The organism is Herpetosiphon sp. NSE202 (assembly GCF_042688385.1).
Taxonomy (GTDB): domain Bacteria; phylum Chloroflexota; class Chloroflexia; order Chloroflexales; family Herpetosiphonaceae; genus Herpetosiphon.
In genome coordinates, this window is the sequence record NZ_JBHUPY010000001.1 from 315,131 (window position 1) to 327,874 (window position 12,744).

Annotated in this window: 8 protein-coding genes; all 8 read right to left on the reverse strand. The window is 53.0% G+C overall.

What is annotated here, in order from left to right; genetic code table 11:
• Nucleotides 1-34: 34 nt before the first annotated feature.
• Nucleotides 35-484 carry a hypothetical protein gene (locus ACFMKP_RS01310; RefSeq protein ID WP_382288352.1) on the reverse strand — a complete coding sequence of 150 codons (450 nt, stop codon included), beginning with the start codon at nucleotides 482-484 and terminating at the stop codon, nucleotides 35-37.
• Nucleotides 481-1,575, reverse strand: a complete 1,095-nt coding sequence (locus tag ACFMKP_RS01315; RefSeq protein WP_382288354.1) for a GNAT family N-acetyltransferase — start codon at nucleotides 1,573-1,575, stop codon at nucleotides 481-483. The genes ACFMKP_RS01310 and ACFMKP_RS01315 overlap by 4 nt, the downstream gene beginning before the upstream one ends.
• A gap of 53 nt (nucleotides 1,576-1,628) precedes the next feature.
• A complete protein-coding gene (locus tag ACFMKP_RS01320; RefSeq protein ID WP_382288356.1) occupies nucleotides 1,629-3,311 on the reverse strand; it encodes an RluA family pseudouridine synthase in 1,683 nt (560 codons plus the stop codon).
• 359 nt (nucleotides 3,312-3,670) lie between these two features.
• Nucleotides 3,671-5,278, reverse strand: coding sequence for a carboxyl transferase domain-containing protein (locus ACFMKP_RS01325; protein ID WP_382288358.1), 1,608 nt, complete (start codon nucleotides 5,276-5,278; stop codon nucleotides 3,671-3,673).
• Between the two features lie 54 nt (nucleotides 5,279-5,332).
• Nucleotides 5,333-5,761, reverse strand: a complete 429-nt coding sequence (locus ACFMKP_RS01330) for a YkgJ family cysteine cluster protein (RefSeq protein WP_382288360.1) — start codon at nucleotides 5,759-5,761, stop codon at nucleotides 5,333-5,335.
• A 174-nt stretch (nucleotides 5,762-5,935) separates the two neighbouring features.
• Nucleotides 5,936-8,080 carry a beta-glucosidase BglX gene (gene bglX / locus ACFMKP_RS01335; RefSeq protein ID WP_382288362.1) on the reverse strand — a complete coding sequence of 715 codons (2,145 nt, stop codon included), beginning with the start codon at nucleotides 8,078-8,080 and terminating at the stop codon, nucleotides 5,936-5,938.
• Nucleotides 8,081-8,574: 494 nt separating this feature from the next.
• A complete protein-coding gene (locus ACFMKP_RS01340) occupies nucleotides 8,575-10,896 on the reverse strand; it encodes a cellulose binding domain-containing protein (RefSeq protein WP_382288365.1) in 2,322 nt (773 codons plus the stop codon).
• Nucleotides 10,897-11,274: 378 nt separating this feature from the next.
• Nucleotides 11,275-12,732, reverse strand: a complete 1,458-nt coding sequence (locus tag ACFMKP_RS01345) for a cellulose binding domain-containing protein (RefSeq protein WP_382288367.1) — start codon at nucleotides 12,730-12,732, stop codon at nucleotides 11,275-11,277.
• Nucleotides 12,733-12,744 lie beyond the last annotated feature (12 nt).

Genomic DNA, 12,744 nt, shown 5'->3' on the forward strand with positions numbered 1-12,744 from the left:
AATTGATCGCGCTTTCTTTAATGGAGCTTGATGCTTAATCGAGTTGTTCGCTCCAGCCGCGTTCTTGCAAATCTTCGCGCAGGCGTTCGGTCAAGCGCTCGGCATCGGCGCGCCACGTATGAGTAGCTGGCGCTAGCTTCAAAAATTGATCAAAATCGGCAATTGCTCGCGCCGCCGATTGCAAGCCATGAAAACTATGCAAAATGCCGCGTTGCAAATATGGCTCGGCCCACTCAGGATCTTGCTTAATTAAATCGCTGAAATCGCGGACTGCGCCTGCATAATCATCAAGCTCGCGGCCACGAATGACCGCGCGGCGCAAAACTGGCATGCTCCACCATGGCGCGTAGCTTTGGGCACGGGTATAGGCATCAAAGGCCCAGCGATAGATTTGCTTGGAAAGCGTGCGATTGCCCCAATAGGTGCAACTTTGACCCCAAGCAAACCATAGTTTGGCAGTCAACGGAATTTTTGCTTCGCTCATGCATGCTCCTTGTGGGCAATCGTCCTGACCCATGGCGGATTATTGGGCAAATCGGCCTCAACCACCCATTGATCAAGCACGGTTAATCCAACCCCAGCCAAGGCTTTGGTGACTGCTGCTGGTTGATGAAAGGCAAATAAGCGGCCATCGGCATGCCATTGTTCGCCGTCGCCAACTTTGAGGCTCAGGTAGCAAACCCCGTGCGGCTGCAAAACCCGCGTAATCTCGCTTAATGCCAGCGAGAATTCGAGGTGCGGCAGGTGCAGCAGCGAGGCTTGCGCCCAAACGCCTTGTACACTAGCCGCAGCAATTGGCAAACTCCGCGAATCGCCAGCAACCAACGGCACTTTTGCTTGCTTAGCGAGTTGTAACATCGCCCAAGTTGGGTCAAGCGCAACCACGTGGTAGCCAGTCTCGCGTAATAAACGGGCATCGCGGCCCGGCCCACAGCCAACTTCGAGAATTTTGGCTGGTGCTGCAAGCTGCTGCTTAAATCGATCAAGCGATTCTAAAACCCAAGGGCCAACTGCGCCACGGCGTTGCTGATAATCCTCGGCCATTATTTCGTAGGTGGCCACGGTTTGATTGAGCTTGCGATCAGTTGGCTTATGCAGGATGGCGTAAAAATTTCCAGGTGCGCTGGTCATTTCGCGCCGTTCGTGGTAGCGATAGCCCCAACGCTCGTACATAGCCTGATTTTCGGGCGAAACTTCGAGCGCACCCAACGAAATGCTTTGATAGCCTTGAGCGCTGGCCCATTGTTCAACTGTTTGGACCAAAAGCTTGCCATAGCCACGGCCTTGGGCTTCAGGCTTGACACTCAAACGCCAAAGATGCAAATCGGTGTCGGTTGGTTTGAAGGTTCCAACCCGTACCGCTGCCACAATCTGCTCTGCCTCTTCAACGACCAAAATTTGCCAATTGGGATGCTTGGCCTGTGATGCCGTCAGGCTCTCGACCGTTTCCGTGTAGACATAGGCATAGAGTTCGCTTTTGGCGCGCTGAGCAGCATAAGCGGCATAGGTTACCTCAATAACCGCCGGATAATCGGCGTGGCTGGCCAAACGAACTTGGATTGGTTGACGTTCCATTGTGCTCCGACCTCAACAGCAAAATGCTCCGCTTTGTACTATACACCAGAAGTTTAATCCTCGGCTTTGCCAACCGCCGACACAACTTTAAGGTGGCTTTCGCCATACGCTGCGGGGTAATCCAAGGGTGAGGCGGGATAATTGGCTTCAATCATTCCTCGCCATCGCCCTTGCTGCATGCCGCGCTCGACCTGGCCGCGAAATTGCCGCCGCGATAAGCCAACGTGGTTGCAGCAGGCGATTAAATGGCCATTGGCTGGCAATAATTGCACTGCCAAGGCTACCAGTTCGGCGTAATGTTCTTCAGCGCGCCAACGCTTGCCCCGATTGCGCGCAAACGAAGGCGGGTCAAGAATCACCAGATCAAATTGGCGACCTTGGCGCACCCAACGGCTGAGCCAATCGAACACATCGCCAAACACAAACTGACGATCTTCAACCGCCAAATCGTTCAAGCCATAATTAATTTTGCCCCAATCCAACGAGCGGCGCGAAAGATCGAGATTGGTGACGATTGATTGGGGCGCAGCTGCCACCGCCGCCACACCAAAGCCACAGGTATAGGCAAAGGTGTTGAGCACCCGCAATTGGCTGTTGGCAACCAAATTATGTACTCGTTGGCGGGTCTCGCGCATATCTGCATACAAGCCAACGCTCAGGCCGTCGTTTGGCCGTAATTCGTAGCGTAAGCCTGCTTCTTGCACCACTACTTGCTCAATTGGCGTGCCCCAAACTGGTGTAGTTGGGGCTAGCTCGGCCATTGCCGCCTCATCCACATTGGCGGCAGTGCGCGGGCGATATTTGGCATAGATTGCCTGCGGCTGCCATTGCGCAACCAAGGCATTGATCAGGCTCTGGGGCACTTGGCGCACCTGCTCGTTGTAGCACGACGCAATCAACACCTGATCAACTTTATCGACCGTCCAATCCTTTAACCATGGATGGGTTATGCCATCGCTGGGGCCATGGAATACCCGAAAGATTGTGGTGGAAGGGTCAGCAACCAACGGTGCTCGCCGTTCAGCAGCCAATTCGATTAAGCCATTGAGTTCTGCTGGCTCGTTGCTGTGCTGTAATTCGGGCAAGCCTTGGGCAACGCGGGCGAATAAGGCTGGCGCTGGCGCTTGAACATGCAGTGTTGCTTGGCTAATTGGGTGGGTGAAACGCAATTCGCTGGCGTGCAACATCAGCCGTGGAGCAGCTCGCGCCACATCATATAGCTGGTCGCCAACAATCGGATGGCCCAATGCTTCGCAATGCACCCGCAGTTGATGGGTGCGTCCAGTTTTGGGTTGCAATTCGAGCAAACTAAACCGCCGATCAGGGCTGCTCGCCACAACGCGATAATGGGTGATTGCTGTTTGGCCCCGCCGATCATGGGCTGGCGCGACCTGCATCAGGCCATCGCCAGCAGGCGCGATTGCTGCATCGATCACACCTTGGGCTTGGTTGGGCACGCCATAGACCACAGCTTGATAGGTTTTTTCAATCGTGTGTTCCGCAAAAGCTATGGCCAAATTGGCGTTGGCAGCGGGATCAATCGCGAACAACATCACGCCAGAGGTATCGCGATCAAGTCGCTGATGAATTGCCAAATAGTCAAGTTGCAACTGAGCACGCAATGCCCGTTCAACATCGGTTAAGGCCAAATCACCTTGGGGTGCGTGGGTTGCCACGCCAGTTGGTTTATTAATCACCACGATCTGCTCATCGCGGTAGAGAATTTCGAGTTGCATTGGTTGTTTCCTTCAGTTAATTGCTGCTTAGTGTACCGTATAACCGAAGGATGAAGGATGAAAATCAAAAGGCAAAAGGCAAAAACCGAAAGAATGAGCGATGAAGTCAGAAGGCAAAAAGCTGTTTTAACCACGAAGCGCACGAAGAGCACGAAGAAATGGGGCTATTGGCTTTGGTCAGAAGGCTATCGGACATGGGTTGGCATAGCAAAAGTCCATAGCCAAAAGCCAATTGCCTATGGTCTATCGTCCTTCGCGCTCTTCGCGTTCTTCGCGGTTTCGGCGCTTCGTGACCTTCGTGACCTTCGTGGATCAAACAAAAGCCCCCTCGATTGTCAATCAAGGGGGCAATCCACTGCTTACATTCGGAACACACCATATTTTACATCGGCCAATGGTGCGTTGGCTGCTGCCGATAAGCCTAGTGCCAAGCTCATCCGCGTATCAACCGGATCGATAATCCCATCATCCCACAAGCGAGCGCTGGAATAATACGGATTGCCCTCGGCCTCGTATTTATCGAGAATTGGCTGCATAAAGGCTTGTTGCTCGGCCAAACTCAAATCTTGGCCTTTGGCTTGCAACCCGTCGCGGCGCACGGTGAGCAACACATTGGCCGCCTGTGAGCCACCCATCACCGAAATTCGGCTATTTGGCCACATCCAGAGTTGGCGCGGGCTATAGGCTCGGCCACACATGCCATAGTTGCCAGCCCCAAACGAGCCACCAATTACTACGGTGAATTTTGGCACGCGAGCATTCGAAACAGCCATCACCATTTTGGCTCCGTCTTTGGCAATCCCGCGTTGCTCGTATTCGCGGCCAACCATAAAGCCAGTGATATTTTGCAAAAACAGCAGCGGAATCGCCCGTTCGTTGCATAATTCAATAAAATGGGCTGCTTTCAAGGCACTTTCGGAGAATAAAATGCCGTTATTGGCCAAAATGCCAACTGGATGGCCATAGATGTGCGAGAATCCCGTCACCAAGGTTGTGCCATAGCGCGCCTTGAATTCATCCAAGCGCGAGCCATCGACGATCCGTGCAATAATTTCACGTACATCAAATTGCTTGCGGGTATCGGCGGGAATAATTCCATACAATTCTTGGGGATCGTAGCGCGGCGCTTCCGGCGTGCGCAGCGGCCATGGGTTGGCTTTGCGATGCTGCAAATTGGCCACGATCGAGCGTGTAATCGCCAAGGCATGCTCATCGTCGTCGGCAAAATGGTCGGCAACGCCCGAAAGGCGGGTATGCACATCAGCTCCGCCTAAATCCTCGGCGCTGACAATCTCGCCGGTTGCTGCTTTGACCAAGGGCGGGCCACCAAGAAAGATCGTGCCTTGCTCGCGCACAATCACAACTTCGTCGCTCATGGCTGGTACATACGCGCCGCCAGCGGTACAACTGCCCATCACGACGGCAATTTGCGGAATTCCCAAGGCCGACATTTGGGCTTGATTGTAGAAAATACGCCCGAAATGCTCGCGGTCGGGGAAAACTTCTGCTTGCAAAGGCAAAAATGCCCCGCCGCTATCGACCAAATAAATACAGGGTAAATGATTTTGCAGCGCAATTTCTTGGGCGCGCAAGTGTTTTTTGACCGTGAGTGGATAGTAGGTGCCACCTTTGACCGTCGCATCGTTGGCGACGATCAGCACCTCAACGCCCGATACCCGCCCAATTCCCGTAATTACGCCTGCTGCTGGCACATCGTCTTCGTAGACTTGCCAGGCTGCTAAAGTGCCAATTTCGAGCCAAGCGCTGCCCGGGTCAAGCAAACGCTCGATCCGATCGCGGACAAGCAATTTGCCGCGACGTTCGTGACGGGCGCGAGCTTCAGCACTGCCACCTTGGGCAATCTGCTTGGTTTGTTGACGTAATTCTGCCGCCAATTGACGATGAAAATCGGCGTTTTGGCGAAATTCAGGGCTATGAATATCGAGCGTACTCTGAATGATCGACATTGATCGTTCCTTATCACTAGACGTTCGCTGCGAACATGATACCGATGATTGCGCTTAAAACAAACCAACCCGAATTGTTTGCTCGCCATAGGGAAAATCCGGGTCGTCGGGATACATGCCATAGCGCGAGAAAACCCAAGCTTTCAAGGCATGTTCGTTATCAATCACTGCCTCGTAATGTGGTGGCTGATGGCGCTCGCAGGTGGCAACTTCATACTCAACACAGACATTCGGGCGCTGCATATAAATGCCACAGCGGCTATCTTCCTGCAAATGCTCGCATGGCAGGCCAATTTCTATTTCCCACACCGATTGTTTGACCAAGCATTTTACGCCGCGATGCAGCACCAGCCAGCGCAACACATCAAAATCTTCACGAGTTTCTGGGGTGTCAATTGGCAAAATAAATGAGCGACAACACAAACCACCACAACCAGCACAACTCGGCTGATTCTGATTAATCACATTTAAGGCAAGCGACATAGTTCTGTTCCTTGTGGATGAAGTAAACACTGGACAAATCTATTTTAATCCAAAAGTGCTTATTTAACCACGAAGGACACGAAGAACCACGAAGAATGATTAATTCAAACTTCGTGCGCTTCGTGTCCTTCGTGGATCTTTAATCAGTATGTTCTATGTTCTTTGCTCTATGTTCTACGCAATCAATTCAAATGTTGCTTGCAAACCGCCAAGACTACTTGGCGCGATCCAAACATGAAACTCGCCTGGCTCAGCGATTTTTTGCATGGCAGTATTGTGGAAACTGAGGTCGGTGCTGCGCAGCTCGAACGTCACTTCTTGGCTTTGGCCTGGCTCCAAATGGATGCGCTGAAAGCCTTTGAGTTCTTTGATTGGGCGCGTCATGCTGCCCACCAAATCGCGAATATACAGCTGCACAACCTCGGAGCCTGCATACTTGCCAGTGTTGGTGATGGTGGCGCTAATGCTGAGGGTTTGATCGAAGCCTATTTTTTGGTTGGATAAGCGTAAATCGCTATAGTCGAATGTTGTATAGCTCAAGCCATAGCCAAAGGCAAACAAAGGCCGATGGTCAACATCAAGATAACTTGACGTAAAGCCGCTGGGGTCAAGCGGCGTACCAGTTGGAATGCTGGGCGCATCTTCGCTTGGTGGGCGACCAGTGTTTTTGCGATTGTAATAGACTGGCACTTGGCCAACCGTGCGCGGGAAGCTAATTGGCAAGCGGCCCGAGGGATTATCCAAGCCAAACAATAAATCGGCAATAGCTGGGCCTGCCATCGTGCCAGGATGCCATGCATACAACATGGCTTGCACTTTATCCTGCAATTCTCCCAACACCAACGAACGCCCAGCCATTACCACGGCAACCACGGGCTTGCCAGTTGCCACCAAGGCATCGACCAAGGCCAATTGAGCGCCAGGCAAATCGATAAAGGCGCGGCTGTGGGCTTCGCCACTCAAGCCTGCATCTTCACCCAAAAAGGCCAGCACCACATCGGCTGCTTGCGCGGCAGCAACCGCTTCGTCAAACAAGCTGTGATCAGTGCTGCGAGCCTCGGCCAAGCCTTGGGCAAACACAACCTGCTCGTTGCCAAGCAACCCACGAATCGCTTGCAACGGGGTTTGGCTATCTTCGGGCTTGCCATCAAATACCCAACAGCCAAGTTGATCAGCGGCATGATCGGCCAATGGGCCAACGATTGCGACCTTGGTTTGGTTTTGGCTGAGTGGCAAGATTTGCTTATTGCTCAGCAGCACGCAGCTTTCTTTGGCAATTTGGCGGGCCAAATCCAAATGCTCGGCGGCAACCAAGCTTTCACTGGCGGCAGCGTTGGCGTAGGGTTGATTGAATAAGCCCAAGCGGAACTTGATGCGCAGCACCCGCCGCACAGCATCGTCAATTAAATCGAGGCTGAGCGCGCCACTTTCGACTAATTCAGCCAGATATTCGGCGTAGCTGGTGCTGGCCATTTCCATATCAACCCCAGCCGTTACGCCCTTCAAGGCTGCATCACGGGCATCGGCGGCATAGCCATGGGGAATCATTTCGACAATCGAGGCCCAATCGCTCACGACCATGCCATCGTAGGCCCATTCGCCCTTCAAAATCTGGCGTAAGGTAAATTCGTTGCCCGAGGTTGGCACGCCATTCAAATCGTTGAAGGCGCTCATAAAGGTGGCTGCGCCAGCTTCAGCAGCAGCTTGGAATGGTGCTAAATAGACATCGCGTAGCAAAACCTCTGGAATCCAAGCGGTGTTGTAATCGCGACCATTTTCACTCGCGCCATAGCCAACATAATGCTTGGCGCAGGCAGCAATCGCCTCGGGAGCAGTTAAATCGTCGCCCTGAAAACCCTCGACCATCGCCACGCCCATCAAGCTGGCAAGATAGGCATCCTCGCCACAGCTTTCGGCAATTCGGCCCCAACGTGGGTCGCGCGCAATATCGATCATCGGCGCGAATGTCCAGTTGATGCCAGCACCTGAGGCTTCGCGGGCAGCAACCCGAGCTGCTTCGCGCACTAAATCTGGGTTAAACGAGGCTGCTTGGCCAAGCGGAATTGGGAAAATCGTACGAAAGCCGTGAATCACGTCGCGGCCAATTAACAACGGAATGCCCAAGCGCGATTCTTCGACCGCGATGCGCTGAATTTCATAGGCCTCAGCATCGATCACGTTCAACACCGAGCCTAAGTTGCCTTCACGAACGAGGTTTTTTTGGTTCTCGCCAGTGCCATGAAGTTGGCGCATTTGGCCAATTTTTTCGGCTAGCGTCATTTGGGCCAACAAGGCTTCGATTTGTTGCTCATACTGCATATCTGTTTGTCCTCATTGAGCACGCTGACTGTCATAGTCAAGTTGGCAATCACCATTCGACAGCCTAGAATCGGCCATTGCCGCCCATGCAGGTTGGATTTTTAGCTGGAGGATGGGTTTTGAATCAAGCTGAAATTCTTGATTCGGTTGATATCTAAATTTCTGCAAGCGCTTGCAATTGTGCCGCTAAGCCTGTGCGCTGTCAAGTTGGGCCAAAAACATGAAGAGTGATCCCCTCACCCCAACCCCTCGCCCGTGGCGCGGGCGAGGGGCTTTAACGCCAATGGTTCTTCGACAATGCATTGGGAAACAAGGTCGGCTCCCCCTCGCTCGCGTTTTCGTGGGAGAGGGGGCTGGGGGGTGAGGGCATGGTTGATCACCATGCTTTTTAAAAAACCTACCCTTGAAAGAGGCTAGGGTTGAGGGAACGACCTCTTAAAATTGCCAAGGCCGAGTAAATTCCTCGGCCTTGGCTAATTCGAAGCCAAAATAGTTTAGCGCAGGTATATATTTGGTTGGGGTGGATTGCTCATGCCATCGCCCAAGAAAAAGCTAGGATGTGGTGGCTGATTGTAGGCGGTGTTTTGCCAAGCAATCGCAACCCGATATTGGGCATCGTGCATCAGCGTAAAGAGCCGGCGGTTGGTCGAGGTGCTAGTTGAATAGATTCGCAGCGCCCGATTATCGCTGGTGCGCCAAATTACTTCTTCGCGCCAATCGCCCAAAATATCGCCACTCAACGCGGGAGTTGATTTGGTGCTGTTGTTGGAACTGACATTGCTGCCATTCAGCAAGCGCGTATCGCCTGATGGGCCATATTTGTCGATGCGCGTGGCATCGAGCAATTCGCGCACTGGGTCGCCATCCCACCAAATTAAGAAGTTGGTTGATGATGGTTTGCGGCCAAGCGTCGCCCCGCTGACGCTGCGCAAATTACTGTCCATCGATGACCACGATTCAGCGCCCGGGCTGCCAGCCCAAATATCGCTCGAAACGCCGCGCCCATTATCGCCACCAGCAGCTGTTTGCCACAAGATTTGGCCAGTGCGTGCATCGGCAAACCACGAGCCAGGCTTCGATGAATCTTCGCTGACTTTGAAAATTTCCAAGCCAGGCCGATTTGGATTGAGATCGCCAACATGCATGGCATCGCCGTGGCCGTTGCGGGTGTTCCACAGCGGTTGGCCATTATCATTGATCGTCATGGAACCAAAGATAATCTCATCTTTACCATCTTGGTCGACATCGGCAACCGAGAGGCTATGATTGCCTTGGCCAGCATATTGGCCGCCTGCAACGTTGCTATCGAAGGTCCAACGCTTGGTCAGGCTGCCATTGCGGAAATCCCACGCCGCAATCACGCTGCGGGTGTAGTAGCCACGGCTCATAATCAAGCTTGGGCGTTGGCCATCGAGGTAGGCAATCCCGCCCAAAAAGCGATCAACCCGATTGCCATAATTATCGCCCCAGCTTGAAACCGTGCCGCGTGGTGGATCATAATTAACGGTTGAGCGAATTGCTCCGGTTTGGCCATTGAATACGGTCAGATATTCGGGGCCGGAAAGAATATAGCCGCCCGAATTGCGATGGTCGGCGCTGGCGTTGCCAATCACCGTGCCAGCATTATCGCGCGTGCCATCGGCGGTTTTGGCAGCAACTTCGGCCTTGCCATCGCCATCCAAATCGTAGACCATAAATTGGGTATAGTGAGCGCCAGCCCGAATATTGCGGCCCAAATCGATGCGCCACAAGCGCGTACCATTCAATTTGTAGCCATCAAGGTAGACATTGCCCGTATAGCCAGATTGCGAATTATCTTTGGCGTTGCTTGGGTCCCACTTGAGCACAATTTCATACTGGCCATCGCCGTCGAGATCGCCCACGCTGGCATCGTTGGCGCTGTAGGTGTAGGCCACGCCATCGGGGGTTGTGCCGCCAGCAGGAATTTGCAACGGCACATCAAGGTAGCCATTGGCAAAACTCAGCGAGTTTTCCGAGGCGGTTTGCTCAACGCCATCGAGCACAGGCCGCACGCTGTAGACGCTGTTGGCCGCCGCGCCGCTATCCAAATAGCTGGTGGCGTTGGTAATTGGGCTAGCATTAACTTTGGTTGTGCCGCGATAGAGATTAAAGCCAATCGAGCTTGGGTCGGTACCAAGCATGCGCCAGCTCACAAAATTGTTGCTCCCTTGGCGCACGCTGATAATCCCGCGATTGAGTTTTTCCATTTGGCGGCCCGTGGTTGGGCTTGGCGTGGCGGTTGGCACGCTGGTTGGCACGCGAGTGGCGGTTGGCACGCTGGTTGGAACACGCGTGGCCGTCGGCACATTGGTTGGGCCGTTGGTTGCGGTTGCGATTGCAGTAGGTTGGTTCGTGGCTGTGGCAACTGGCATGGTCGCGGTTGGGCTAATCCCGCCGCCACAGACTACGCCATTGACCGTAAAACTGCTTGGTACAGCCAAACTGCCAGTCGTTGTAGCAGTAAAACCAAAGCCTTGGCTACCACCAGCAGCAATGTTGGCGTTCCAATCGACGTTTTTGGCGCTGACTTGGCTGCCATTTTGGCTCACGGTCGCATTCCAGATTTGGCCAATTTGCTGGCCGCTGGGCGCGCTCCAAGCCACTGTCCAGCCGTTGATCGCACTGGTTCCGGTGTTGTTGATCAGCACATCTGCTTGAAAGCCGCTGCCCCATTGATTGGTAATTGCGTAATTGACTTGGCAGCTCAGGCCAGCTTGGGCTTTGGTGTTGGTGTAGCTAAACGTACTTACCAAAATTGCAATTAATAATAGACAAACTCGCCAACGCTTGTTCATGGTATTGGTACTCCTTGTAATTTGGGTGTCGGCGGCTGAGGATCGGATAATTGGAACCACGAAGAACACGAAGAGCACGAAGAATGAAGCTAGTTCTATGCTCTTTGTTCTATGCTCTTTGTTCTATGCTCTAAATGCTGACCCCTGAATACTAGCTGTAATGGTTCATTGGATTGGCAACGAGTGGCATTCCCTCACCCCCAGCCCCTCGCCCACTGAACGTGGGCGAGGGGAGCGCTGTTCTCGTGGTTCCCCCTCGCCCGCAGGCGGGAGAGGGGGCGAGGGGGTGAGGGGATCAAGCCGTGGTTAACATGATGAACCATTAGATCTTTGTTCTATGCTCTTTGTTCTATGCTCTAAATGCCGACCCCCAATCAACTACTTCGCGCCAGCGCCTGCTTGGACAGAACTATTAACCGAGTTAGCCGATTCGGCGTTATAGCTGTATGGTGGGGTGAACGCTACGCCTGTGCTGATGCGATCGCCAGTTGTATTTTGGTAGAGGTTATCGACCGCCTTAAGATCGCCTTCGTGCAAGCGATGTGGCGTGTTGACCCCGATAAAGGCATTCTTTTCGAGCAACAATTTGGATTGATAGCCTGAGCTAACACAATAATCGTTGCCAGTGGCGGTATATAAATTATTGAAGACGTGAATTTTGCCAAAGCGCGTGCGTGGCATACGTTGCATTGCGCCTGCAAACCACCAGTTATGATGGAAAGTTACGTTCAATTTGCCGCTATCAGTTGAGGCCGAATCATCAGAGCTGCCAATCAAATTCGAGAAGCGATGTTCTTTGTTGGTGGTATAACCAAATTTGCTCCACGAAACCGTGATGAAATCCGAGCCATTATTGATGTCGAAGTTGCCATCTTGGCCGTTGGTGATGGTCAGATGATCGACCCAAACGTGGTGCGAATTGCTAATCCCCAAGGCATCGTTGCCAGCGCGGCATTCGTCGTAGCTAGCACAGCTATTGCCGTTGATCGTGAAGTTTTGCAAAATGATGTTTTGTGAATTTGAAACTTTTACATTGCCTTGAATCAAGGCCTTGTTATTGCCGATGATGGTCTTATTCGAGGCTACCGTAAGCGTGCCTTGCATCGTGCCAGAGAATTTAATAATCATCGGCGAGCTTGATTTGGCGTAATTTTGCAATTCAGTAAAGTTGGCTGCCGTGACCGTGCTGCCGCCTGCGCCACCAGTCGTTGTGCTCAAGCCAGCCCCCGAAACTGTGGCCCAGCCAATCAGTCCATTGCTGACAGGCGGATTGGTTGGCACAACCGTAGCCGTGGCGACAGGGGTACGAGTTGCAGTTGGCGCTGGCGTGCGGGTTGCAGTTGGGCCTGGAGTACGCGTGGCGGTTGGGCCAGGTGTACGGGTTGCAGTGGCAACTGGCGAGGTCGCGGTTGGGCTAACGCCACCACCACAAACTACGCCATTAACCGTAAAACTGCTTGGCACGGCCAAACTGCCAGTGGTTGTGGCGGTAAAACCAAAGCTTTGGTTGCCACCAGCAGCGATGCTGGCATTCCAATCGACGTTTTTGGCGCTGACTTGGCTGCCATTTTGGCTCACGGTCGCATTCCAAGCTTGGTTAATCTGCTGGCCGCTGGGTGTGCTCCAAGCCACTGTCCAGCCATTAATCACGCTGGTTCCAGTGTTGCGCACCACCACATCTGCTTGAAAGCCGCTGCCCCATTGATTGGTAATTGCATAATTAACTTGGCAGCTCAGGCCAGCTTGGGCGTTGGTAATTGGGCTTTTGATTGTGCCAATTAGAGCCGTCACTAATCCAGTTGCAAGCATCCAACGTCGGGCGGTTGTTAATTTCATTGGTCAAACTCC

What these genes read in the sequence shown, in the direction of transcription:
- ACFMKP_RS01310 (WP_382288352.1), bottom strand. Translation starts at nt 484, where the DNA reads ATGAGCGAAGCAAAAATTCCGTTGACTGCCAAACTATGGTTTGCTTGG.
- ACFMKP_RS01315 (WP_382288354.1), bottom strand. Translation starts at nt 1,575, where the DNA reads ATGGAACGTCAACCAATCCAAGTTCGTTTGGCCAGCCACGCCGATTAT.
- ACFMKP_RS01320 (WP_382288356.1), bottom strand. Translation starts at nt 3,311, where the DNA reads ATGCAACTCGAAATTCTCTACCGCGATGAGCAGATCGTGGTGATTAAT.
- ACFMKP_RS01325 (WP_382288358.1), bottom strand. Translation starts at nt 5,278, where the DNA reads ATGTCGATCATTCAGAGTACGCTCGATATTCATAGCCCTGAATTTCGC.
- ACFMKP_RS01330 (WP_382288360.1), bottom strand. Translation starts at nt 5,761, where the DNA reads ATGTCGCTTGCCTTAAATGTGATTAATCAGAATCAGCCGAGTTGTGCT.
- bglX (WP_382288362.1), bottom strand. Translation starts at nt 8,080, where the DNA reads ATGCAGTATGAGCAACAAATCGAAGCCTTGTTGGCCCAAATGACGCTA.
- ACFMKP_RS01340 (WP_382288365.1), bottom strand. Translation starts at nt 10,896, where the DNA reads ATGAACAAGCGTTGGCGAGTTTGTCTATTATTAATTGCAATTTTGGTA.
- ACFMKP_RS01345 (WP_382288367.1), bottom strand. Translation starts at nt 12,732, where the DNA reads ATGAAATTAACAACCGCCCGACGTTGGATGCTTGCAACTGGATTAGTG.